Origin of the sequence: Lunatibacter salilacus, assembly GCF_009797935.1 — a bacterium.
GTDB classification, from domain to species: domain Bacteria; phylum Bacteroidota; class Bacteroidia; order Cytophagales; family Cyclobacteriaceae; genus Lunatibacter; species Lunatibacter salilacus.
In genome coordinates, this window is sequence record NZ_VOLC01000001.1 from 667,900 (window position 1) to 693,146 (window position 25,247).

Here is a 25,247-nt window from a genome sequence, read left to right on the forward strand (position 1 = left end):
TACTAATGTGGTAAATCCACCCCTACACGGTGACCATATCCAAAAGACTCGTTAGCTATTCTTTGTGTGTAGTTTTCCTTGAGTATAATTAGATGCTGCAACGGAATTTCCGAACCGCAGTAGTTAATTCTCAATTGCTTTATATCATTTGCGGTAATGTAACTTGTAAAGGGCTTACACTGCCACCTAATACACTTAGGTTCATTATCTCGTAGAACGAAAGAAAGGAAACCTGTTTCTGCTTCTTGAATGGCTTGAAAGTCGTTTGAATTTGCCCCTTTGACAAAGTAGAAATTATTGTTGATTTTCTCAGGGTGCAAGCAATCACATGACGGAGTTATGCAAAGGAAATATTCATTGGAATTTGCTGGATTTAAAAATAGGTCACCAAATCGCAAGGATGGGTCACTTCTGTTAATAACTTTTGTAGTAGATACATAAGCGCAATACCTAACCAACTCCTTAACAAGAATAGTATTGTTAGCTGCAAGCTCCTTTGGAGGTGGTGATGTTAGGGTCCCAAATCTATGGTTGGCAAATTGTAAAATCCTTGGTTGCTCATTTATCTTCTGTTGATGTAGTTCGCCTATCCAGCTTTTTAAAATAAAATCGTATATGGATCTCAAATCATAATCCTCACCATTATTTAAAGTCCGGTAATTCTCTAAGTGAAAAAAGAAGGCCTGTTCATCAGTTTTCGAAAATTGGGTGCCAATCTTTGAAAATGATTCACGTAGTCTGTCTTTCAATTCAAGAGAAAGTATGTTAAGATAGTTGTGAGGATTACTTACCACCGCTTCGGCAAAGACTTTGAATAAATCCTCCGGTTTGATCCCATCTTCTTTATCTTGCTTATGATATACAAGAACAATTGCTCCATTCAACCGAAAGGCATGTTGTGCCATACTGATTCGTTCGATTCGAAATGCTGATTTAGTTTCGGATTCTTGAGCAATAGACATCATTGCTAATTCCAACAGTTCATCATTATGTTGAGTAATGATTGCTTTTAGTGAGGCAGATACTTTTGTACGAATTCCACTTTCTCTAATTTGCCCTTTTATAGAAAATTTATCACGAAAATTTGCCAATATGTTAGTTACAAATTCATCTCTTTTGTTCCAATTAAATACATACTCATAAAAAAGTTCTGTGTTTTCTTCAAGAAAAAGATCGGCTTCGATTGCCTCTGGATCGTCAGAAATAGGAGTAAAATTTACTTTTAACGATTCTGAAATTATATTAAAAACTTCTCTATCATATGGTGAAAACTCACGTATAAGAGCTTTACTTACAGAATGGAGGTCTGGGGTAGAGGTATAAACCAATACAAATGGGATTTTTTTTGACTCAATTACCTTAGTAAGGATTTTAATTGCATTGTCAAAATTTCCATCAGCGTCAAGTTCCCAATCTAAAATGAGAAGATCTTTATTTGACAGCATAACACTTGGATTCCATGTCGCCTCGTAAGTCGTAAATCGGTAAATATCTAAATCACATAATCCGACCTCCCGGAATGATTTATGAAGTATTCTAGGTTCATCAACAATCAAGTTGGAAGTATCTTCTTCGTAAGCTGATGCATATTTATCATCAATGCAAATTGCCGATCTAATAGAATTTCGAATAACGTCTATGGCTACATCTGAAAATGAAAATTCTGCAATATTTGTTGACTTATCGTTAGCCATAAAATAGAATTTATTTAAAATCTTCTTTTTTAAGAACAAAACAAGCTCCATTAAGCGTGTTAATACTCTTTTCATTAGTTGCAGAAATCTCATAACCAATCGATTGAAGGTTTTTCTTTGCCAAATAAAGTCCTATTCCACGACCATCTCTCTTTCTGGTAAAGAACAAGGTAAAAATGTCTTCCAAATAGGCATCATCTATTCGTTCTCCAGAATTCATTATCCGAATTTCATCATCGACCAGTTCAATTTTAATGATCCTTTTATCTGATGGAATTAGCCAGTAATTTGCATTATTAATTATGTTAAGAAATATCGGTTTGATAATTGAATCATATGTGAAGAACTCATATTCACGAAAATCATCATTTACTGAAAAATCTATTCTATATCTCTTGAAATCATTTTGGAAAAACTCCTTTATATAGCTTTCTATTTCCCTACCAGTTATTACCTCTCTTGTTCTACGACTGGTTCGATACAATGGTTTGAGTAATTTGTAATTTCCTTCAAGGTGTTGGAAAGCTCCTTTTAATTGCTTGAATGCTGGTTCAATTTCTTTATTTTTTCTAGAGTATTGATCAATTTCATTTACAGCATCATTCATTTGAGAATACATTACATTGAACTGGTGGTCAATAATTTCTATTGACATACCAAGTTGTGCCAACTCCTCATAATCACTCAACTTTTCCTCGAGATTTTGATTTTGTTTCTCATACCACTCCCTCAAAAAATCATCATCAACATCTATCTGTAGGTTTGAAAGATGGTTAATAAACCCTCCTATTGAATGCTCAATTTGAGTCTTCTGATCTTCAGCCATTCGGTCTAGAATATTTATTTTGCTAGATACAGTTTTGATACTGTCATTTGGCAAGATTTTGGTGATTTTGCTTTGCTCTATAAAATGATCAATCTGTGCAGTCAGCTCTTCTGATAATAGGTGATTGACTCGGTTAAATGATTCTTTGCCAATACTTTGAAAACTTGAAAAGAGTTTTTCAATGTATTTTAAGTGGGATCGAAACTTTTCACTGTATTCGAGTTTCAGATTCTCAGCATTGATTTTACTACGCGTTTCCTCAATTATTTTTATACACGAACTAACTCTATCCTCAGCTACTGCATATTCTTTTTGATAATTCAGATATTCTTTTTCTTGACTCTTAGTAATTTTAACAGCTTGTGGTTTAACCAGTTTTAAATTTCTCATTTCCGCTCTTCTATCTTCGAGTTTCGAAACCAACCTATTGTAATTGTTATAATTAATTTCCAACTGGTCTGCTTCTACATTCAACTGCCTAGCTAAATTTAAAATTTCAGTTTGCAAATCGACAATTTGCGGTTTATTTTCCTTAAGTTGCTCAAGAAATGCCTTTTTAGTTTTGGCATTTTTCCTTTTCGCAGCTTCCTGTTGCCGGGTGTATTTTTCTTGAATTTCCTCTAACTGAGATTGTCGATATGTCGCATTTTCTCCTTCTGGAGTTTTACGCATGTATCGCTTTGCGATATCCACAAACAATTCAATAAGGTCTTCCCTAAAATCACGATACGCCCTATTCTGGATAAACCCTTCTCGCCCAGCCTTGTCCTTAAGATTGGGATTTTTTTCTCTCGTTAAATCAATGTAGCCTATAAATCTCCTATGAGCAAAGAAATAATACCCTTGACCACGCCCCCTTCGCTCTTCAAATTTTAAGAAATCAAATTCACTCCTTCCATAGGGTAAAACTCTAAAGTCATCTCGATAAACATATAAACCACCGAATGTTTCGAGTTTTTCATTAAGCCTTTTGTACTTTTCCGAATTTAGTAGTGAACTTTTTTGGTCCCCTTCCAAAGAGCCCCATTCAATGTTGAATGAACCATAATTTGTCTTACCGGGTGGTCGATTTGGTCTGAAAGTGTATTTTTCACGGTGGTTAAAGATGCGGATCTCACCAGAGAAATATCCATTCTCATCAATTTCTCCTTTTAACCAATGGTCAGCATTTCTCATCTCTTCTTGCGTAAAAAACTCATCGGTAAGATCGTATTTTCCAGAAGAATCGTGTACTATGAATTTGGTCTCAAAATCTTTCTTTGAATTTTTTAAATCATTATGCATTCCACTTAGTGAGGAACGTAAATCAGTTAAAGCTCCATCTTTTTTTAGTTCAATTCGATCTTTGTCGGAAAGTTCAATGAGTTGCTCATGTGGAGTAAAAACCAAGAATGTGGTTCCGTGATATTCTTTATTTAGAAAATCAGCAATTATCTCCTCATAAATAAAACTGGCAGGTGAATGTGGTTTCCAATCATCTAAAATTTGCTTTCTTAAATCCTTTTGCTCACCCCATCGTTTTTCATCTAGGTTTTGAAGGAATTCTGCTACGGCAATAGTTTCCTTTTTTTTAAATTCGTCTTTAGTTGAAAAAGAAAAAAGAGGAATGTTGAGATCATCTAAATAGAAATCATAGTTTTCCAGAATCCTCCAATCAATAAGAAAGGCGTTAGCTATTTTTTCTTGCTTTTTAGTCAACATAAGGAGCTGATTTCCCAAATACGAAACAGAAAGTCGCCCGATTCCCTTTTCACCCATTGGCGTTCTTCTACTTAATCCAAAATGTGGCTCTATTTTTTCCCCGCGAGCTTTGGAATCCGTACCGAGAACAAACCATTTTTCAATTATGTCCTTTTCTGACATTCCAAAACCATCGTCTGATATTAAAAAAAGTGGCTTTTTATTGTCTTTGTATGTTTCTAAAAATAAGCGACAAACGAGATTTTTTGCATAGGCATCATAGCCATTCTTCCAAAGCTCCGTTATTGCAGTGGGGAGATCTGCAATTTGTCCTTTACCTAAAAGTTCTACAGCTCTTGCTTTTGCTCTAAATTTTGCCATCTATCCCAGTGTTCTATCAATGCTTGTCCAATTGCTTCTGCCAACTTTGGAGGAACTGCGTTTCCAATCATTGTAGCGATAACCCCTTTGTTAGAAGAATAAAAGTTATAGTTCAATGGAAATGTTTGGAGAGTAGCTCCTTCACGCAAAGATATTCCTCGATTCTGTTCGGGGTGCGAATATCTTCCAGTGCTGGTGTAAATAAAGCGAGTAGTGAGTGTTGGGGCAGGTTTGTTCCAAAACATTCGTCCATAAACATCGTGGTGCCCATCGTGGTTTTTATAGCAAGCTAGTTGGAGATTTTCATTGGAGGCCCATGCTTTCCTGGATCCACCATCTTTTGGAGTATGTTTCAATCGTTCAAGATTAAGCTTGGACAATCTTGATGTTGCGTGAAGGAAGTTGGACTTGTCTTCATTTCCCGCTGCAATCTTTGGAAATTGCTCATAATTGCCGATAGCATCCTTCACACTTACAATTTGCTCTTTCCTTAGATTCTGGTTGGGAAGTGAGATAGTTTCCGAAATTCTACTTGCGACTAAAACAAACCTACGTCTGTTTTGAGGTACTCCAAAATATTTTGCATTGAGTATCTTCTGGTCAAAAACGTAACCTTGCCCGCTTAATGCTTTCTTAAAATTATGTAAAGGGCTACCAGCTTTCGTCTCAAGTCCCGGAACATTTTCAATAAGAACGAATCCTGGAAGATAATGAAGTACAAACTCCTTAAAATCTTCCAGCAGTAAACGCCCTTGTTTTGATTTGGTTTTGTCAGATTTAAGATTTGAATAGTACTGACAAGGGCTGCAACCTACAAAGATAAGATTGTTATCATTTTTTTCTATCGGAATGTAATCGCAAAGCTTATCGGGTGCGAGATTAGACACATCCATATTCAAGAATCCAGCCCCGTTGTTTTCCTCATACGTCCTCTTAAATTTAGGGTCAATGTCAATACCAGCAAGTACTTTGATACCAATATTTTTGAATCCGCAACTTACCCCGCCTGCACCACAGAAGAAGTCTACTGCTTTCAAATCTATTTTTTCCATTCTATCTCTCACTTTAGGTTTCTAAACATATGATGCATTTAAGATCTAAATCAGACTATCTGAAAACTCCCACCCAACAAATAAGAATGATTTTCGCTCAATTCACAAAATATCAGCTAATATTACTTAAAGATCAACCGATTTATGTTGACATTTAATTTTGAAACTTTTTTGACCTGCCGATTCGTCTAATTAAATTATGATTATCGCTAAGTTCAATCTTAACATGTAAAAATACAACTCTACTGTTCTTTTAAAGATCCATGATTAAGTTAATTTACTTGAAATTTTCTCTTGAATTTTCTTTAAACAATAATAAAACAAATTGTCTGGGAAAACAATAACTAATACAGGCGATTCTTAAAAAGCACCATTTACTCAGGGTTGTGAGCAGAATACTCAATAATCAAAATTATTTTAAAATGGTTAGTTATTGACTTCTAACTTTTTGTAAAACGTTTAAACAAACCAAAATGCAGTGAATTAACTCACCAATCTTTTTGCCGGATTTTCATACAACGACGCCAACGCAATAAGAAAAGGTAAGAAATAGCCAGCCAAAAATCAGCTTTTTCTATTTCTCACCCTAATGAATCTACTTCGTCACCGACAAACTCGCCTCATCCAATCCCCTCTTTTTCAACAGCGCATCAATCGTAGGTTCTGCTCCCCTGAAATTGACGTACATTTTCATTGGGTCATCTGTTCCGCCACGCTCAAGGATTTCCTTTCGGAATGCCAAGGCTTTTTCGGCATTAAATAACTCCGTTTCCTTAAAGGCTTGGAAAGCATCTGTATCCAATACCCCCGACCAGATATAGCTGTAGTAGCCGGAAGAATAACCGCCGCTAAAGATATGTTGAAAGTAGGTGCTTCTATACCTCGGTATAATCTCATCAATCAATCCCATTTCCGCTACGGATTCATTTTCAAAGGTGGTAGCATCTTCAGTAATCGGCTCGGTTTGGGTGTGGTAATCCAGATCAAGTAAAGACGCCGCCAAGTATTCCGTTGTGCCAAAACCCTGACCGAAGGTTCCACTTTTGGTCAATTTCTCGATCAGTTCATCGGGAATGACTTCTCCCGTTTCGTAATGAATCGCATACTGTTTCATCACCTCCGGTTCGGTAGCCCAGTTTTCCATAATTTGGGAAGGCAGCTCTACAAAGTCCCTTGGAACCGATGTGCCGGCCAAACTCTGGTACTGCACATTAGAAAGCAACCCATGCAAAGCATGGCCAAACTCGTGGAAAAAGGTAGTGACTTCATCAAATGTCAGGAGTGCGGGGGCATTTCCTGAAGGTCGGGAAAAATTGCAGACGATGGAAATAATGGGTGCCTTTCTCTCTCCATTTTCGGTTTTCTGCGACCGGTAAGAAGTCATCCATGCTCCTCCACGCTTTGAAGCTCTTGGATGAAAATCCATGTACAATACACCTACATGGGTACCGTCCGCTTCCTTAACCTCATACGCTTTCGCATCGGGATGGTAGGTAGGGATATTAGGAATCAACTCAAAGGTCAACCCAAATAGATTCTTAACCACCATAAATACCCCTTCTTGCACTTTGTCCAAGGCAAAGTAGGGCTTAATGGCCTGCTCATCGAGTTCAAACTTCTGCTGCCGCAGCTTTTCCTCATAATACCTCCAATCCCAAGGCTCCAGCTCAAAACTCTCACCAGAAGAATTAATCATGGCCTGCATTTCATCCCGTTCGACTTTTGCCTTCGCCAAGGCAGGGGTCCAAAGTTGGTTAAGTAAGGTATAGACATTTGCGGCATTTTTTGCCATGGACTCCTCCAATACATAGTCCGCATGGGTTTGATAGCCTAGGAGTTGGGCTTTTTCACGGCGTAAGTTTGCGGTTTCGATTAGACCTTCTTTATTGTCATATTCATTCCCCTGATCTGCCCGGTTTTTATAGGCCTCCCAAATCTGCTTTCGCAATTCCCGATTATCCGCATATTGCAAAAAGGGCATGATGCTGGGGTTTTGGAGGGTAAACAACCACTGACCTTCTTTCCCGGCTGCCTTTGCGTCCGCTGATGCGGTGGTTACGAGTTCCTGAGGCAAACCGGATAAATCCGCTTCATCATCAATCCACAGTTGGTAGGCATTGGTCTCCGCAAGCAGGTTCTGACCAAACTGAAGGGTTAGCGATGATAGCTTTGAATTGATCTCACGCAATTTTTCTTTATCCGCTTCATTGAGGTTTGCCCCGTTTCTTACGAATGACTTGTACATTTTTTCCAGCAACATATGTTGCTCGGCATTTAGCCCAAGATCATCTTTTGAATCCCAAATGGTTTTCACCCGGGCAAATAGCTTTTCATTCAGATTGATATTGTCACTGTGTTTGGAAATCTCCGGGGCCAATTCTTTTGCGATGGCCTGCAGCTCGTCGTTGGTATTGGCCGAATTTAAATTGCTAAAAACCCGGGAGACCTTTGACAGGGTTTCACCCGAATATTCCAATGCCTCGACAGTATTTGCAAAGGTAGGTGCTTCCGGATTATTGACGATGGCGTCTACTTCTTTTTCCTTTTGTACAATTCCCTCCCTGACAGCCGGAGCAAAGTGTTCGTTTTTGATTTTATCAAATGGGGGAACTTCAAAAGGCGTGTCATACGCCTCAAAGAATGGATTCATAATATCTGTTTTTTCTTCGTTGGTATCGCATCCTATCCAGAGGGCAGAGACAATAATTAGAACTATCGATGTACGCATCATATATTCTTAATGTTAGCAGTTTTCTGATTTAAGAAACAACTAAGAAGCTTCCGATGGTTCCAGATATAATCTGACCAGTGGAACTTCACCGGTTCGAAGACGCTGATCAATTTGACTAACTTTTATTTTATTGCGCCGAAAGCGGCAAAGCAACTGTTTTTATGAAGAATTTCGACCTGTTTAAAGCCTACTTCTTGCAATAAGTTAATTTAATAAGTGAGTGATCTTGGAGAATCTTCAATAGCGATGTAGGAAAACACTTTTTCTTTATAATCTTCACCTCCCAGCGTCGTAAGGTATTTACCATATCTATTCCACATCAACTCCTGAATAGCCGGATCATCGTGGTGAACCATATCTGAAATCCATAGGCTTCCTCCGGGCTTCAAAAGGCTAAATAACTTGGTAAAGGTTCGTAACCAATCTTCATCATCTCGAAGGTGGTGGAGAACCGCTCCGGCTAGGAGTATGTCATAGGCATCATACTGTAAATCCGCATGCCGAATATCCGTCTGAAAGGTTCGTACTAATCCATTCGTTTGATTTGACACTCTCTCATAGGCCCTTTTCAACATGGGTCCGCTTAAATCCAACAAGTCGCAATTAAGGTTTGGTAGTCCCGATAACAGTTTTAATGTCTGGTTGCCAGCCCCACATCCTATATCCAAAATTCGCTTTGCCTTAGGGGTTGACTTACTCGCTGCTTCTGTAATTAATTCCATCATCAGAGGCGCATCAATGACAGCTTGTTGTCCGGTCTCTAATTGCGAAAACCGCTCTACGTCCCCGTCAAATCGTTTGCGTATATCTTCTACTGTTGATTTTTTCATCATATATACTGCTTAAAAATTAGCGTTTTTTTATAAAACCTTCTGTTTCCATCGAATAGCCTCGGGAATTGCCAAATCAATAAGGTATCCATTAATCACTGCAAACTTTAGTATGTCCTCTTTTTGCAAAAAGAAATTAGTAGGGCTTCCGATTGCTGTTCCAAAAGGGATCTCTTTCTTTCCCGACAGTACAATTATCGGTAAATTATGCAGAGCTCCTGAAAAACTTTCAGCGGTAGTTGCTGCCAAATATCCGGAACGAAGTAATTCAACTGCATCATCTGGTGTAAAACTATCAAAATTTATTGGCTGTTCGTAGGTCTTTCCTGGAACTATCACCAAGCCAGATTCATCAATTTCCTCATAACCGTAAAAAACCGACAAATCTCCCAAATCTGCAATACTTCCGGAAACATAGTAATCCAGCGGATCAGCTACCTCCACCTCTCTCCTACGAATTCCCAGATCTACCCTGTAGTTTACACTGTCGTTTAAAGCAACGCCTTTAATTAACAGGTCCATCAAACGTGACTCATTATCAGGTATGGCGAAATAGGCTTCCACTGTATAGTCAGTAAATCCTTCGGTGGCAATTTGGTATAGTGCGTTCAAAATAATCATAAAATTCAGCCGCCGGATATATTGTTTTTCGGGATCATTGGGATAACCACCCGATTCAATAAGGATAGTGCTGGTACCTCGCTTCTGAAAGTTGTCTCCAAAGGCTCTAGGCTCAAAAGCATCATTGTATTTGCCTACATGGCCGGGCACTTCCTTCTGCAAGATCTCATTCATTCCCACGATAACTTTCATGGCGTTGCTTCGAACATCGTTGATGCTTGTGGCTTCGTCGTAGGCGGGAGCTAAAACGGAAATTGTGGCTGGATTGCGTGAGCCTTTGGCGGTATAGTATGTGTTTTGATCGTGCAGGTTAAATCCAAACCGCGGCTCAAAATTATCCCTGGCCTGTTTTAAAATCACTGCTTCAGGCGAAGTGCCGTGTAAAAAATCCCTATTTAAATCTATCTCCCAGGCATTTCTGCGGACAAAACGTTCCGCACCGTCGGGGTTTACCATGGGAATAAAGCGGATATGCAGATTTTCAGCAAGGGTATTTCGAATTTCCTCAAATCCGTCATCAGCCCCTTCCAGAAAATTAAACAGATCAAACAGGGCCATGGTGGCGGTACTTTCATTGCCATGCATCTGGGACCAAAGCATCACCTTTTTCGTTCCCTGACCAAAATCGAGCCTGAAAATATCCCTCCCTTCGATGGATTGGCCCAAGATCTCCTGAGAGAATAAATTACTTCTCTTATGTATATGAGGGATCATGTCTGCATGGGAAAACCGACGTACCGGAAATGCTTTCTCACGGTACATTTCAGCGGCCCGGCGAAGGTCTTCTACTGCAATAGTTGGAGCATCAAGTTTCCTTTCAGGGCGGGAACAGGACGTGGATAAGCTAATAAGAAAGAAAAGAAAACCGACGGATAATATGTTTCGCATATTCAAGAGTTGGATTGGTGGTTTACTCCCTAAAGGTACAATCAAAATCATTATTTTAATTCTAAATGAAAATAATCTATTCTACCTTTATACCCTGAATCCCTGTAGAAATGGGGTTAAATTTTGACTTTACTTGGAAAAACAAGCTATGCATATTGAAATTTTGGTTAAAGAATTGCCCCTAAAACATACCTTCACCATTGCCCATCAAAGCCGGGATGTTCAGACGACCATCATTGTAAAGCTGACCGACGGGGACCAGTATGGTTTGGGTGAATCTACCACCAACCCATTTTACGGGATGAATGTGGAAAATATGACCGCCACCTTGGAAGCAGCCAAGCCATTACTCGAAAAGGAGTCCATCCAGCACCCAGAAGTTCTCTGGGAGAAAACCAAGGTTCTTTTTTCCAACAATCCCTTTGCACAATGTGCCTTGGATATGGCGGCCTGGGATCTTTTTGCCAAGAAACAGGGGAAAAAGCTATATGAGTATTGGGGATTTGATCCCAAAAACATCCCCTTGACCAATTTCACCATTGGGATAGCGTCTGTGGAAAAAATGGTTTCCAAAATGAAGGAATTTGATTGGCCACTTTATAAAATAAAGCTGGGAACTGATCATGATATGGAAATTATCCGGGAACTCCGAAAACATACCGATGCCATCTTCCGCATTGATGCGAACTGCGCTTGGACTGCAGAGCAGGCGATCCGTTATTCAGTAGAATTAAAATCCCTAGGAGTCGAGTTTATGGAACAACCCCTGGGCAAAGATGATTTGGAGGGGATGAAGGAAGTCTTCAACCACAGTGCCCTGCCGGTTATTGCCGATGAAAGTTGCATTGTTGAATCCGACGTCAAAAAATGCCATGGATTGTTTCATGGGATCAATGTCAAGTTAGTAAAGGCGGGAGGGATAACGCCGGGGCTTCGCATGATTAAAGAGGCGAAAAGTCTGGGTATGAAAACCATGGTAGGATGTATGACGGAATCTTCGGTAGGAATCTCAGCAATCGCCCATCTGGCAGCGATTCTGGATTATGTGGATATGGACGGTGCAATGCTTTTGTCTAAGGATATTGCTGCCGGGGTGAAAATTTCACCCGATGGGGTCATTTTTCCTGATCGGCCGGGAACGGGAGCCAAATTGCTTGAAGGCTAATCGAGGGATGGGAAAACATCTTGTTACAGACAGAGCCAACTCTAGGCTGGTAGCAGAAGGAGAGGAATACTTGCAATTTGCAGGTACTGCCTATTTGGGTATGTCCCAAGTTCCAGCCTTTGAAAAGCTACTTATTGAGGGAATAAAAAAATACGGAGCCAACCATGGTTCAAGCAGACATAGCAACGTGCAGCTGGCGATTTATGATACGTTTGAATTATATTTTGCAGCACAAACAGGGGCGGAAAAAGTACGCTTACTTAGCAGCGGTTTTTTAGCTGGACACTTGGCTGTGGAGTTTCTTCGAAAGGAGGTGGATCTAATATGGGTTGCACCGGATGCCCATCCAGCTATTTTGCCACAAGGCCAAAGCGGAAATCCCCACCAAAGCTTTGATTCCTGGTCCCAACAGTGCCTGGAAAAATCCAAAAACTTGATGGGGCAACGAATCGGGATTCTATCGAACGCTGTCAACCCCTTGAAACCACAGATACACGATTTTGGCTGGATTACGGAGTTGGCACCTGTAAATGAGTACTTTGTGTTGATTGATGACAGCCATGCTTTCGGGGTAGTCGGAGATTCTATTTTTGGTACCTATAGTCAATGGAAGCATGTAACACCAAATTTGTTGGTGTGTGGGTCTCTGGGAAAGGCCTTATCCCTGCCTGCGGGAGTAATTTTAGGTTCAAAAAATCTATTGGATAAGGTCGATGGACTTCCTATTTTCCGATCTTCCTCCCCGCCAGCTCCAGCATTTTTACATGCCTTTCTAAACGGGCAGGACTTATATAAAGCCCAACACAAAAAGCTTCGTGAAAATACCGCAGCCGTTTTTCAAAGCATTCAATCCATGCTGGATTTTACCATGCTGGATGGATTTCCCGTGGTGACTTTTCAGGAGAGAGGTTGGGTAGAAAAACTTCTTGAAGAAAAAATTATTGCGTCTTCTTTTCCCTATCCGGGACCCTTGGATTCTTCTTTGAACAGACTGGTTCTTACCGCCACTCATAGTAGAGAGGATTTGTCTCATTTGATAACTGTTTTAAAAAGCTTAAAGAATTAAGTAGCAATTAAGTAGCTGTCGAAATTATTATTCGCTCCGCGCAGATACATAATTATTCTTTTCGTTGAATGATTATCCAAAATTCGTCCAAAACAGAAAGGATTCACCATTTAAAAGAACTTACCTTAGCTTTTATCTCCTATAGGGGCACAAATTTTGAATTAGGTTATTCAACTAAAAAATTTTACGATGAACTTTAAACCATTCAATCCTCGCATTCAAGTTATAAGCAGTATCTTTTTCATTGCGTTCATTTTTCTGCAAATTACCCCAAGCAAAGCGCAATGGTCTATTGACGCTGAATCGGGGTTGGCCTTTTTGGGGTATAACGACGTGCGGATTCCCAATGAAACAGGAACATTATTTAGTTTTAAAAATGATTTTGATGTGGAAGGCGCTGTAGTTCCATTCCGGGTAAGGGTTGGCTACACCTGGAACGAAAGAAATCACCTTTTTGGTTTGATCGCTCCCTTGTTTGTGAACTATACGGGAACACCCAATCAAGCGATTGACTTTCAAACCTCGACATTTGATGCTGGAGAAACACTAAAAGGATTTTATCAATTCAACAGCTATCGATTAACCTACCGTAGAGATTTCATTGTGAACGGTCCTTGGACAGTGGGAGCGGGATTTACGGCGAAAATTCGCGATGCCAGCGTTAGGCTTGATAATGAAATGGGGACTGCGGACCGCAAAGATGATATCGGATTTGTGCCTCTGCTACATCTCTATACCGAATATAAACTGGAAAATCGAACCCGAATTTACCTAGAAGGAGATGGATTGGCCGGGGGGCCCGGAAGAGCCTTTGATGTGTTTTTGGGAACCCGTATTCCTCTAACAGCTAAAACAGACATAAAAGCTGGGTATAGGATTCTTGAGGGAGGAGCTAATGTGGATGAGGTCTACAACTTTACCTTGGTGCAGTTTGCGGTGTTTGGGCTGTTTTTTCAGCTGTAACACCTAAAAATTTCATTTAAAACGACAAAATGAAAAACGGATAGTCAAATTTTTCACTCTCAATTAAAAAGGCAGCCCTAAAGAGTTAAATGGATGAAAAAGGGGTAGGATGTTATGTATGATTCTTAACTTTAAGCATCATAACCCAAAATCATCTTCTCATGACTTCTTTCGTGCAAAACTACCTAATCTTCGCAATTGTTATTTTTTTAAGTTTAACTTGGAGCCCTAAAAAAGAGACGGAATGGTTTGCCTTTCAGCCAACTAGTAGCCCTGAAAAAGGGGAGATCGGCATGCAGGATTGGCTCGAAGCCCCAGCAGGCAAGCATGGTTTTGTTACAATGGAAGGAGCTAACCTGCTTTTTGAGGACGGAACACCCGTGAAATTCTGGGGAACTAATATCAATGGCAGCAATACCTACCCGAAGGAGGAACTCGCAGATCAGTTTGTTGACTTTCTGGCCAAGTATGGCGTAAATGCCATCCGCTTTCACAAGTTCACTTGGAATGCAAATGACGGAGTGCACTCTACACGCTTTGATCCGGATAAGATGGGCCGTCTGGATTACTTTCATGCAAAACTGAAAGAAAAAGGCCTTTACTACGGATGGTCGCATATTTACGGGCATAAGGTTCTTCCCGGTGACAGTTCCTCCCTTATAGCCTATGAAGAGATCAAAAACCTCTCATATCCTTGGGCCCACCTAAATGGATCAACGTCCAGTTTGGTGAATTTTGCCCCGGATCTGCAGGACCTCAATATCGCATTGACCGTCAATATGCTCAGCCATGTGAATCCCATAACAGGTCAACGATACGCAGATGATCCGGGTCTGGCCTTTGTCGAGTTTCAAAATGAAGACAATATTTTCTGGAGTGCCATTGAGCGGTCCTTAGACCAAGCTCCTACTTACCGAAAGCTACTGTGTCGGATGTTTTCGGAATGGCTGCTGGATAGGTATGGATCTCAAGAACAACTTGAGAAAGCATGGGGGATAGAGGTAAATCCCGAAGCCGACCTTTGGGGTTTCAAAAAACCCCGAAGGTCTCTCGAAAAAACATCGGCGGACCAGGTCTTGCCCGAGAGCGAATCTTTAAAGGATTTTAACATTTACCCCCAACCCAACCACAGCCTTTTTTCGCAGGCTTATGATAGGGCTGTCCGTGAAAATAGCACAGTCGAGCAACACCTTTTGGACAAGATGCTTTTCTTATATGAAAAACAGATGGAATATTATCAAAAATTTGAAAAGGCGGTTAGAGATGTAGGGTATAAAGGAATACTGGTTGGCTCATGCTGGCAAGCAGGGTCTGGAATCTCACATTTCTACAATTTGCACGCTGACTATAGTGTAGGAATGATCGACCGCCACAATTATTTCGGCGGGGGAGCTGGCGGCCACCGTCTGGACACCGGAAATGTCAAGAACTCATCCATGCTTCAAAATCCAGGTTCGGGGTTATTATCTAGCGGCATGCAGCAGGTTGTCGATAGACCTTTCTCTTTTTCGGAATGGATGAGTCTGGTTCCGAATGAATGGACTGCCGAGGCAACCCCCATTATTGCAGCATATGGCATGGGATTGCAGGGATGGGATGCCTCTTTTTCTTTTGCCACGGATATCCCTCGATTTTCACCTTTCCTGGAATCTGAGCATCATGGTGTGTACAACGCCACAAGTCCGCTTCATATGGGACTCTATCCAGCGCTAGCTCGCATGATCTACCGTGGAGATGTCACAGAAAGTGACGTGATAACCACCAGAAATGTACACATTCCTTCCTTGGAGCATGGAAAATTGGGGTTTGATGAAAAAGTAACTCAGGGGTTCGACGATAAAGAATTTGCAGGAACCTTCACTCCAAACACCTTAGCCATAGGACGGATGCCGATCGCCTTTACCGATGAACACTTAGAAACCAAATTACCAGATATTTCAGCATATCATAATTTGACGGAAAATTCGATACAGTCGATAACGGGAGAGTTGGATTGGCATTATGGAGATAAGGGATACTTTACCATCAACACCGATGGTACAAAAGGAGTAGTGGGTTTCTTACCAGACAAAACAATCGAACTTGGAGACTGGCAAATTACCTCATCAAATCCCTTTGCAGTCATTCTTTTGGGTAGTTTGGAGAAAGATAAAGGTTTGGAGACGGCCAACCGCATCTTATTGACTACCGTAGCAAGAGGTCGAAATACTGGTATGGAATATAGCGAATCCGGTGACAAGTTGATCGCTAAGGGAAGCAGCCCGCTTTTATTGGAGCCTCTTGATCTTACCATTCACCTTCCAGCGAGAAACGATTACACCATTTCAGTATTGGATCATGATGGGAATAAAACTTCTCGGACAGTTCCCATCCATGATCAAAAGGCTATTATTGCTGGGTCTGAGTTTCAAACGATATATTATTTGATTGAAAAACAATAGGGATTCGACCAAACAGACAACCTGCGAAATCAAAGGTAAAGAAGGAGACTATACGGATCAAGGCCCAATTATGGAATTAGCAACCAAACTGGTAAAACGTTGCCATAAAAATATTTTTTAAATTTTTTATGATTTTATTTGCAACATAAGTAGTCATCTATTACCTTTGACATATCAAACAAAGACAAATGGTCTTTTATACTGTAGGATGATGAAACTGGCAGACATGCCCTCCGGTCTCGGGGGTGGGGAATTCAGGATAAAGCAAACATCGAGCTCGTGTTTTTGCCTAACTGCCCCGTGGAGGTTCGACTCCTTCTCCTACAGCAGGTTATTTTGGGTTTATTGTTAATTGACTAAAGCTATGAGATTTTATTTCATAGCTTTTTTCTTTTTTATGGGGTTTGTGGAGCTAATCTACCTAGTAGTAGGAATCCAGCTCCGTAGTTGCCCCACCCCAGCCCTCCCTCCTGTCACCGCTACGCTATCACAGGATTTTCAACTGAAAGGGAGGGAGTTAGATTCGGTCAAGTGAGAAAAATCATCTCAATCCACGGAATTTGAAGTCCCCCTTCAGGGGGATTTAGGGGGCAGTCGGGAGAAGGATTCCCGGGGATTATTTGTCCATTTCATTCCCTGAGTTGATCGAAAAGAGGAACCTATCAAAACAGAAATTAGAGGTATTGTATGCACTCAAGCATACATTTGAACCGTCCAGAGAAAGTCACAATTTCGAGTGGGACTAACTAAGCTTCTAATAATCTTTGTGCTTTTCACATAAAACAATTATAGATTTTGTTTTATCTAAAAAACATTAGTTATTTTTGTTTTTTAGATAAAACATTATGAAACGGTTAATAGAAATCTCAAGAAGGAAACAACATGGCACCCTTCCTACCTTCAAAAGATATCTTATCGGTCAAATTGATTGGACACAAAGGTTGGTTGTTATCCTTGGACATCGAGGAGCTGGAAAAACCACTCTTATGCTACAAAATATGCAGGAAGGTAATTCGAAGTCCATTTACCTGAGCTTGGATGACTATTGGTTTGAGGAAAATAGATTGGTTGAATTAATAGAAGACTTATACCAGGAAGGATATCGTAGATTTTATTTGGACGAGGTTCACCGATATGCCCATTGGTCTTCGGATTTAAAATCAATCTATGACAATTATGTTGACGCAAGTTTTATCGTATCTGGTTCTTCTATATTGGAATTAAGTAAAGGAAAGGCAGATCTATCCCGAAGATCGGCAGTTTATCATCTAGCAGGGCTTTCCTTTAGAGAATTTATCAACTTCGAAAAAGGATTAAACCTCCAACCATTGAAGCTAACGGATTTGCTTGAAAAACATCAAGAGCTATCAGAAGAACTATCTGATCGATTGGATATGCTATCTCTTTTTGAGCAGTACCTTGAATTTGGGTATTATCCATTTTACAGAGAAGGAAAAGATTTATACAAACAAAGGCTTTTAGAAACAACGAACCTGGTCTTGGAAATGGATATCGCACCATTTGAAGAATTGACTCATAAGACGATCAAAAATATGAAAAAGCTGATTTTCATTATCAGCGAATCTGTTCCATTTATTCCCAACATCAGTAAGCTTGCAGAGAAATTGGAGGGTTCGAGAAACACAGTGTTGAAAACATTGGACCTACTGGAACAAGCCCAAATCCTCAGCCTCCTTCGAGCTTCAACCCAGGGAATCTCCTATCTCCAAAAGCCTGAAAAGATTTACCTGCAAAATACAAACCTTGCCTTAGCGCTATCCTCGAATGATGCTAACTCAGGAAATATTAGAGAAACCTTTTTTCTCAATCAAATACAGGTAAAACATCAAGTCACTTTACCCAAGTTCGGGGACTTTATGGTGGATGATCGGTATGTTTTCGAAGTTGGGGGCCCTGCAAAAACCAAACACCAAATCGCCGGAGTTCCCAATGCTTTCATAGCGGCAGACGGCATCAAAAGTGGCGCGGGAAGCAAAATTCCGCTTTGGATGTTTGGGTTACTATATTAGGAGGGGTGAAGAGGGTAGATTCAAGGTTCGGTCACTGGATCCATCAATGAACTTTACTTTCTGCGGCGGAATTTTCGACCCGCTTCGGGGTCGTGGTGATAGAGTGGGATTTTCTTGTCCATGGGTTTCACCCATGGCTATTGAGGAGTTTGACCCCTTTCGGGGTCGGTATCTGTCTTATTTCAAAAAATACTCGTTTAAAGAAAAAGATTGTGCACCAAGGAAATTTTAATGTTGAAGCAGGTTTATATCGAATGACCGACAGTGAAGCTGTCGAACTCTTCAGAGGCGCAACCTCGGGTATTTACTGGAAATAGTTTATTCCAACCCTGAAAGGGTTGAACTTTACCCTCGATTCGCTCAAATATTCTGACGAGAATTATTGGGTGTGAATCTGGTAAAAAAAATCCTTAGAACAGATATTTATAGGTATTAATGACCAGCCTTTGATGAATTTAGGTCGACTTCGTTTTTAGTTTATTTTTAAGTGCCGCCACGGCGGAGTCACTTCTTCTCAACACCATGTTTTGATGGTCGTCAATGAGCCATTCCACGTCTTCGCCGGCAGTGAATTCAATTGCCTGCGCCACGGCCGCCGGGAAATTGACATAGTACTGTTCGCTTTTCAACCTTTTGATAACCTTGAACCTTGGTCTTATATCCCATGTCTAGTAATTTGACTAGGTATAAAAGTCATAAATAAAAGCCACAAATTATAATTTAAATACTTTTTTAACATTAAGGTCCCGACTAGCCTCCGCGCTATACAATCCCTCCAAAACGTTAATTTTTGAGTCTTTACCAACTAATATCTAGTTACTCCAAATATCAATCAATATCCAGTATCCACCAATATCAAATCAACTTATTTCGGCCGTAGGCCATATTTCTACCGAATTTCCACCATATTTCTATGCATCCAAAAAGCAATCTCGAAAAATCGGGACAAGTTATCCAATATCTATTAATATCCATGGTATCCAATATCAATCAATATCATTTCTAAACTCTATGCAACTTATACGGATAAATTCCCCCAGCATTCCACTGACATACATAGAGGTTCTTATCCCCGTCCACACATACATCATGGCAATGTTTGAAAATTGGTTTTTCCTGCATCATTAGCTGTAGTTTACCGTCAATATACTCCGGAGCGGTGCCTCCCGGGTTGGAGACTACTTTGTTGTTTTTATCAAGAATCGTAACAAAGCCCCTGTTAAGCTGCATATTATAGTTTCCCTCCGTCATCCCAAAACAGACTCCGCAATACAGATTTTCCCCATCCAACACCGGACGGCTTATAAACGCTCCCGGCAGATAAAAATCCTCCAAATGCTTCCCATCCAAACTAAACCGCTTAAAGGTATTTTTGATCCGGGCAGAACAAATCAAGGTGGGATTGGATGGGTCCCGGTAGTCGATAGCTACCCCGTGAACCTGCTTGAATTTATCAAGTTGCAAAAAACTGTCTCCTCCAAATTTTCGGATAAACTTCCCTTGCGCATCATATTGCAAAATAAACTGGGATCCGTATCCGTCAGCTACATAGATATCCCCATTGGGTGCAATGGCTGTTTCAGTAGGACGGTAAGCGTTGTTTTTGTCGTAGGCGCCTATTGTAGAAGGATGATCCAATTCCATAATCAATCGACCGTCCAAGGTGGTTTTCAAAACCCTTCCCTGCCCGGGATCAGTTATAAAAAGAATTTCTGTCCCACCTTCATCGACAATGCTCAGCCCATGTGCTCCCGGCAGTTCCAGGGTCCATGACTCCATCAGTTTTCCGGCCGTATCGTAAATGAGCACATTATTTTTGGGATGGTCTGTCAACATGATCAAACGGCCCTTTCTATCCATGACCATTTCATGGCAATTGTTTACTGGATAGTTACTCGGATTCAAGTTGCCCCATTCCCGCTCGATGCGATAGGTAAAATCTCCATGCCCCAGTATTTCCGGTTCAATCCGAGGTTTGGAGGGTTTGATATAAAAGGGAAAAACAGAAGCAGTCATTACCGCTCCACTTCCCAAGATGGTATTCTTGAGAAATTTTCTTCTGGAAGTCATCTTTTTACGTTAAAATATCTTTAACCACATGCCCATGAACATCGGTCAACCGATACCTTCGCCCTTGGTGTTTAAAGGTTAGCCGCTCATGGTCAACACCCAAGAGATATAAAAGCGTGGCTTGAAAATCATGCACATGCACCGGCTTGTCCGATACATTATAACTAAATTCGTCCGTTTCTCCGTAAACCATGCCCGGCTTTACGCCGGCTCCCGCCATCCACATGGTAAAGCAACCCGGATGATGGTCTCTGCCATAATTGTCGGCAGTGAGCCTTCCTTGGGAAAAGCTGGTACGGCCAAACTCCCCTCCCCATACAACGAGTGTATCTTCCAACAAACCCCGCTGCTTCAAATCCATAATCAGACCAGCCGTAGCCTGATCGGTGCTAAGTGCCTGTTGTTTTATTCCTTTGGGCAAATTGCCATGCTGATCCCAACCCATGTGGTAAAGCTGAATAAACTTGACATCCCGCTCTACCAATCTTCTGGCCTGGAGACAATTGGCGGCATAAGTGCCCGGAATTCGTGCATCCTCTCCATACAAGTGATAAATATGGTCAGGCTCATTCGACATATCCACGGCATCGGGGACAGAGTTTTGCATCCTATAGGCCATTTCGTACTGGCTGATTTTGGACTGTATCTCGGGATCACTCCAAAGATCAAATTGATGGGTATTCAATTCGGAAATAAAATCCAGTGCTCTTCGGCGGTCATGATCGTGGACACCATGGGGATTGTTGAGATAAAGCACCGGGTCCTTGCCGGAACGGAACTGTATCCCCTGATGATGGGAAGGTAAGAACCCATTACTCCATGCATTCGAATTTAGGGGTTGGTCTCCCATACTTTTGGAAAGCAAGACCACAAAGTTGGGCAAATTGTCGTTGTCGCTGCCTAGACCGTAACTTAGCCAAGAACCGATGGAAGGCCTCCCGCTAAGCTGACTGCCTGTCTGCATAAACATCACTGCCGGCTCGTGGTTAATTGCGTCGGTAATCATTGACTTTACGATACAGAGATCATCCACCACCTGTGCGGTGTAGGGAAATAGCTCACTTACCCACGCTCCGGACTGTCCGTATTGCTTAAAATCGTAAATTGATTTGACCAAAGGGAATGTAGATTGCTCGGACACCATTCCTGAATTACGCTGTGTTCCTTGGACAGAAGGTGGTATTTCCTTTCCGTGCCACTTTACCAATTCGGGTTTATAGTCGAAGGTTTCAATTTGTGAGGGGCCTCCACTTTGAAAAAGGTAAATGACCCGTTTGGCCTTTGCGGGAAAATGAGTGCCATTCAACATTCCTCCAGAAATACCTTCGGCGGATTTGGCCATCAGTTGGTCAGCCGCGAAAGATCCTGTCTTTCCCAAGAGGGAGGCTAATGCAATGGAACCGAAGCCTAAAGATGCTTTCTTCAAAAATCCACGGCGGCTTTCCGCAAATATGTTCGATGGGTCTTGCATAATTCTTATCTTATTGTATATCCGTCCGTTGTGTTCATTAATCCATTAATAACCGTAGCCAATGCAGCTACTTGTACTGGATCTGATTCAGCCCTCAACTTCATACTGCCAGTTTCCACATAGGCAAGGGCATCGGATTGATTTTGTGTAAATTTTTCCTTTTCTTCCTGGTGGTATTTCCTCACCAGAGATAGTTCTTTTTGGTCTGGGGTTCTTCCTACACTCAGCCGGAATGCTGTCTCCAACAGTTCTTCGGCTCCCTGCTTTTCAGCTAATAAATTTTCAGCCATCACTCGGGCAGCTTCCAAGTATTGAGGATCATTGAGCAACACCAATGCTTGTAAAGGGGTGCTGGTCTGCCGCCGCCTTACCGAACATTCATTGCGATCCCCCACATCAAAGATCAGCATGGAGGGTGGCCCGGATGTTCTTTTCCATACGGTGTAAAGGCTCCTGCGATAAAGTCCTTCTCCCGGTTCCTGTTGGTATATGTAACGCCAGGATTTGGTGGTCAACTCGTCCCAAAGTCCTTCCGGCTGATACGGGTAGGCACTGGGTCCACCCATCCGGTTAGCCAAGAGGCCACTTATGGCCAAGGCATTGTCCCGAACCATCTCGGCCGTCATTCTATAGCTTGGCCCACGGGCCAACATGTTGTTCTCCGGATCCTTTTCCAATAAGGTGGGATTGGTTTTGGAGGACTGTTGGTAAGTAGACGACATCACCATCAGCTTGTGCATTTTTTTGATATCCCAGCCAGATTCCTGAAACGTCACCGCCAACCAATCCAACAGTTCAGGGTGTGTCGGCAGGTTGCCTTGGTTACCGAAGTCTCCCGATGAGGCTACAAGCCCTTTTCCATAGTGCATCTGCCAAAGCCGGTTTACAAAAACCCTGGCCGTAAGTGGATGCTCTGGGTCAAAAAACCATTCTGCCAAACCCAACCGGTTTTTAGGTAGATCCTCAGGGAAAGGAAGCACCATCGAGGGAATATCTGGGAAAACCTCTTCGGTAGGCGCATTGTACATACCCCTGTCTAGAATAAATGTCGGTCGGGGCGTTTCTGTATCCCCCATTACCATAATTTCAGGGATATCTTCCACCACGTCCATTTTCTGCTTCTTTAATTCTCTAAGCCGATGCTCCGATTTTAATCCAGCTTGAAGTACCCTTTTTTTGTAAAATTCCAGTAGTAGGTCTTTGCTATCCGGCAGATTGGGCTGTGCCAAAAGGTCACTTACTGCCTCCTTTCGCTGCAGTTGCATCACTTCGAGGCCCGTAAGTTCCCGATTGTAAACGGCTATTTCATCCAATCCTCCTTTGAGGAACGTTTTCATTTTATCCCTCATACCCAAGGTTAGACCTCGAAATCCATAGGTATGAATATCGGGTTTGAAAAGAATGGATTTATACAAATGGTCTGCTTTTACCAAAACGGGTACTTTCTCCCCATTCAGATATATTCCTACACCTCCTGCTTTTCCTTGGCCATCGTAGGAAATGGTGATATTTGTCCACTCCTTGGCGGGGATTGGATCTACCGTTTCTACTTGGATTGCATTTGTAGGCCAGGAATAGGCCATAATAAATTTTATCCTATTGTCCTCCACATACAAGGAATAACCCTTTAATCCCAAGCGGATATCCTCGCAGTGATAAAGGAGGCCCGCTTCTTCGTACACCTTGTCTGGATATACAGAAAGTGATAAAGAGAATGGATCCGAATGGTCAAACCAACCTACTCTTTCCGGAAGGGTCAATGTGGTATAATCGTTCAGAAAAATGCTCTGGTTTTTCGCTCCGTCTGCGACATCGGGTTCTTTGATCTTTATGGGCTTTCCGCCCGGAACGGCATTGGGGCTATCGTAAATTCCACCATTGGCCTCAAGTTTGTCCAAGGAATAATAGCTTACTAATCCTTTTTCGAGCTGTTGTTGTAACGCAGCAGTAATTTGTGTCTTATTGGAGATCCATGATTCAAAGGAAGCATCAGCTACAGAAGAGGACGCAACAACTTGTTTTTCCTCGGATTGAATTTGAGCGTCAAGGTAGGTTAGCATTTTTTCCTGTTCCTCGTCCGTGAGGAGTAAGGAAGGACCCGGCACCTGCCCCGGTCCATAGACCGCTGTTCCGATTTCATTGGTACTGTTGAAAAAGGCAGACAACTCGTAATATTCCTTTTGGCTGATCGGGTCATACTTATGGTCATGGCAGCGGGCACATTCCATGGATAAACCCAATATGGCTTTCCCCACTGTCTGGGTGCGGTCCGCTACATACTCCATGCGGTATTCTTCAAAAACGATCCCTGCTTCTGAATTCCGCTTGTGCAGTCGGTTAAAGGCAGTTGCCAAGATACTTTCCTGCGTTGGGTTTTCCACCAGATCGCCAGCCAATTGCCAGGTGATAAACTGCCGATAGGACATATTTTCATTAAATGCCTTGATCACCCAGTCCCTGTAGGGGCTAAAATCCCGATGCTTATCGTCCAAGTACCCATCAGAATCCGCAAAACGGGCCACATCCATCCAGTCGGCAGCCATACGTTCTCCATAAGCAGGCGAAGCAAGTAATATGTCGACGAGTTTCTCGTAGGCCGTTGGCGAATTATCGGAAACGAATGCATTTATCTCCTCCATGGTGGGAGGCAAACCTGTAAGGTCGAAGCTCAGTCTTCGGATAAGGGTTTCCTTCGATGCCGGATCGGAAGGGGTAAGTCCCTGTTCTTCTAGTTTTTTCCCGACAAACTGATCAATTTCACTTGTAGCCCAAGTATCGAACTGTGTCTTGGGGGGCTCATTTTTTACAGGCTTCAAAAAGGACCAATGTGGTTTATACGCTGCCCCCTGTTCCACCCATTTGGTTATTATGGCAATTTCTCTGGGCTCCAAAATTAGATGCGATTCCGGTGGGGGCATCATATAGTCTTCATCTTTGGAAAGCATACGCAAGACAGCATCACTCTTTCCAGGCTTGCCGGGTACAAAAGCGTATTTACCGGAACTGGATTCCAGTGAGGCAAAAGCAAAATCTTCCAAATCAAGCCTGAGATTGGCTTGTTGGTTCGCGGCATCAGGCCCGTGGCAGGCAAAACATTTGTCAGAGAGGATGGGCTTGACGTGGTAATTGAAGTCGATCGCTTCCGGCAGGTCATCGTACACTTCGGCAATTTCTTCGGGGGGAGTCCAACCACATCCAGAAAGGGTGAAAGCAGCTATCGCTACTAAAAGAAAATACCTCGGGTTTATCATCAAAGCGATTTGTTTTATTACGTTTGGATACTATTTCCAAATATACAGGAATAGTTTTTAAGAAATGACGTTAAAAAACTGTTTTGT

At 41.7% G+C, this 25,247-nt stretch carries 16 protein-coding genes; 6 read left to right on the forward strand and 10 right to left on the reverse strand.

The features are described 5' to 3' along the window. Positions 1 to 2: 2 nt before the first annotated feature. The 6 genes from FQ608_RS02660 to FQ608_RS02685 all read right to left on the reverse strand — a co-directional run bounded on the left by FQ608_RS02660 (position 3) and on the right by FQ608_RS02685 (position 10,703). Positions 3 to 1,769: a response regulator receiver domain gene (locus FQ608_RS02660; protein ID WP_158856237.1), complete on the reverse strand. Its 1,767-nt coding sequence runs from the start codon at positions 1,767 to 1,769 to the stop codon at positions 3 to 5. Then, entirely contained in the window at positions 1,705 to 4,581 is a 2,877-nt protein-coding gene (locus FQ608_RS02665; RefSeq protein WP_158856238.1) for an ATP-binding protein, read from the reverse strand. The genes FQ608_RS02660 and FQ608_RS02665 overlap by 65 nt, the downstream gene beginning before the upstream one ends. Next, on the reverse strand, positions 4,548 to 5,633 hold the full coding sequence (locus FQ608_RS02670) for a DNA cytosine methyltransferase (protein WP_158856239.1): 1,086 nt from the start codon (positions 5,631 to 5,633) through the stop codon (positions 4,548 to 4,550). Before FQ608_RS02670 ends, FQ608_RS02665 begins: the two co-directional genes overlap by 34 nt. Before the next feature lie 595 nt (positions 5,634 to 6,228). After that, a complete protein-coding gene (locus FQ608_RS02675; protein WP_394351621.1) occupies positions 6,229 to 8,283 on the reverse strand; it encodes a M3 family metallopeptidase in 2,055 nt (684 codons plus the stop codon). A 290-nt stretch (positions 8,284 to 8,573) separates the two neighbouring features. Beyond that, entirely contained in the window at positions 8,574 to 9,197 is a 624-nt protein-coding gene (locus FQ608_RS02680) for a class I SAM-dependent methyltransferase (RefSeq protein ID WP_234364018.1), read from the reverse strand. Positions 9,198 to 9,224: 27 nt separating this feature from the next. Beyond that, entirely contained in the window at positions 9,225 to 10,703 is a 1,479-nt protein-coding gene (locus tag FQ608_RS02685) for a M14 family zinc carboxypeptidase (RefSeq protein ID WP_158856241.1), read from the reverse strand. Positions 10,704 to 10,851: 148 nt separating this feature from the next. Here FQ608_RS02685 and FQ608_RS02690 point away from each other — a divergent pair, with 148 nt between their 5' ends. The 6 genes from FQ608_RS02690 (at position 10,852) to FQ608_RS02715 (ending at position 18,368) form a co-directional block, all read left to right on the forward strand. Continuing rightward, positions 10,852 to 11,868, forward strand: a complete 1,017-nt coding sequence (locus FQ608_RS02690) for a dipeptide epimerase (protein ID WP_158856349.1) — start codon at positions 10,852 to 10,854, stop codon at positions 11,866 to 11,868. A gap of 7 nt (positions 11,869 to 11,875) precedes the next feature. Further along, a complete protein-coding gene (locus FQ608_RS02695) occupies positions 11,876 to 12,934 on the forward strand; it encodes an aminotransferase class I/II-fold pyridoxal phosphate-dependent enzyme (RefSeq protein ID WP_158856242.1) in 1,059 nt (352 codons plus the stop codon). Positions 12,935 to 13,123: 189 nt separating this feature from the next. Then, complete coding sequence (locus tag FQ608_RS02700; protein ID WP_158856243.1) at positions 13,124 to 13,897, forward strand: hypothetical protein; 774 nt, start codon at positions 13,124 to 13,126, stop codon at positions 13,895 to 13,897. Positions 13,898 to 14,058: 161 nt separating this feature from the next. Continuing rightward, positions 14,059 to 16,338: a hypothetical protein gene (locus FQ608_RS02705; RefSeq protein WP_158856244.1), complete on the forward strand. Its 2,280-nt coding sequence runs from the start codon at positions 14,059 to 14,061 to the stop codon at positions 16,336 to 16,338. 364 nt (positions 16,339 to 16,702) lie between these two features. Then, positions 16,703 to 16,873, forward strand: coding sequence for a hypothetical protein (locus FQ608_RS02710; RefSeq protein ID WP_158856245.1), 171 nt, complete (start codon positions 16,703 to 16,705; stop codon positions 16,871 to 16,873). Between the two features lie 310 nt (positions 16,874 to 17,183). Next, positions 17,184 to 18,368, forward strand: coding sequence for an ATP-binding protein (locus tag FQ608_RS02715; RefSeq protein WP_158856246.1), 1,185 nt, complete (start codon positions 17,184 to 17,186; stop codon positions 18,366 to 18,368). A 455-nt stretch (positions 18,369 to 18,823) separates the two neighbouring features. Here the strand turns inward: FQ608_RS02715 and FQ608_RS02720 are convergent, their stop codons facing one another. From FQ608_RS02720 to FQ608_RS02735, 4 genes are all read right to left on the reverse strand, one after another. Beyond that, positions 18,824 to 18,997, reverse strand: coding sequence for a hypothetical protein (locus FQ608_RS02720; RefSeq protein ID WP_234364019.1), 174 nt, complete (start codon positions 18,995 to 18,997; stop codon positions 18,824 to 18,826). A 373-nt stretch (positions 18,998 to 19,370) separates the two neighbouring features. Continuing rightward, the gene (locus FQ608_RS02725) at positions 19,371 to 20,438 is read right to left on the reverse strand and encodes an NHL repeat-containing protein (protein ID WP_158856247.1); all 1,068 of its coding nucleotides are present in this window, start codon (positions 20,436 to 20,438) and stop codon (positions 19,371 to 19,373) included. A gap of 4 nt (positions 20,439 to 20,442) precedes the next feature. Next, positions 20,443 to 21,909 carry a DUF1501 domain-containing protein gene (locus FQ608_RS02730; protein WP_158856248.1) on the reverse strand — a complete coding sequence of 489 codons (1,467 nt, stop codon included), beginning with the start codon at positions 21,907 to 21,909 and terminating at the stop codon, positions 20,443 to 20,445. Positions 21,910 to 21,914: 5 nt separating this feature from the next. Next, complete coding sequence (locus FQ608_RS02735; protein WP_158856249.1) at positions 21,915 to 25,160, reverse strand: DUF1553 domain-containing protein; 3,246 nt, start codon at positions 25,158 to 25,160, stop codon at positions 21,915 to 21,917. Between the last annotated feature and the right edge of the window lie 87 nt (positions 25,161 to 25,247).

What these genes read in the sequence shown, in the direction of transcription:
- FQ608_RS02690 (WP_158856349.1), top strand. Translation starts at nt 10,852, where the DNA reads ATGCATATTGAAATTTTGGTTAAAGAATTGCCCCTAAAACATACCTTC.
- FQ608_RS02715 (WP_158856246.1), top strand. Translation starts at nt 17,184, where the DNA reads ATGAAACGGTTAATAGAAATCTCAAGAAGGAAACAACATGGCACCCTT.
- FQ608_RS02685 (WP_158856241.1), bottom strand. Translation starts at nt 10,703, where the DNA reads ATGCGAAACATATTATCCGTCGGTTTTCTTTTCTTTCTTATTAGCTTA.
- FQ608_RS02725 (WP_158856247.1), bottom strand. Translation starts at nt 20,438, where the DNA reads ATGACTTCCAGAAGAAAATTTCTCAAGAATACCATCTTGGGAAGTGGA.
- FQ608_RS02680 (WP_234364018.1), bottom strand. Translation starts at nt 9,197, where the DNA reads ATGATGAAAAAATCAACAGTAGAAGATATACGCAAACGATTTGACGGG.
- FQ608_RS02695 (WP_158856242.1), top strand. Translation starts at nt 11,876, where the DNA reads ATGGGAAAACATCTTGTTACAGACAGAGCCAACTCTAGGCTGGTAGCA.
- FQ608_RS02705 (WP_158856244.1), top strand. Translation starts at nt 14,059, where the DNA reads ATGACTTCTTTCGTGCAAAACTACCTAATCTTCGCAATTGTTATTTTT.
- FQ608_RS02700 (WP_158856243.1), top strand. Translation starts at nt 13,124, where the DNA reads ATGAACTTTAAACCATTCAATCCTCGCATTCAAGTTATAAGCAGTATC.
- FQ608_RS02665 (WP_158856238.1), bottom strand. Translation starts at nt 4,581, where the DNA reads ATGGCAAAATTTAGAGCAAAAGCAAGAGCTGTAGAACTTTTAGGTAAA.
- FQ608_RS02670 (WP_158856239.1), bottom strand. Translation starts at nt 5,633, where the DNA reads ATGGAAAAAATAGATTTGAAAGCAGTAGACTTCTTCTGTGGTGCAGGC.
- FQ608_RS02730 (WP_158856248.1), bottom strand. Translation starts at nt 21,909, where the DNA reads ATGCAAGACCCATCGAACATATTTGCGGAAAGCCGCCGTGGATTTTTG.
- FQ608_RS02710 (WP_158856245.1), top strand. Translation starts at nt 16,703, where the DNA reads ATGAGATTTTATTTCATAGCTTTTTTCTTTTTTATGGGGTTTGTGGAG.
- FQ608_RS02660 (WP_158856237.1), bottom strand. Translation starts at nt 1,769, where the DNA reads ATGAAAAGAGTATTAACACGCTTAATGGAGCTTGTTTTGTTCTTAAAA.
- FQ608_RS02735 (WP_158856249.1), bottom strand. Translation starts at nt 25,160, where the DNA reads ATGATAAACCCGAGGTATTTTCTTTTAGTAGCGATAGCTGCTTTCACC.
- FQ608_RS02675 (WP_394351621.1), bottom strand. Translation starts at nt 8,283, where the DNA reads ATGAATCCATTCTTTGAGGCGTATGACACGCCTTTTGAAGTTCCCCCA.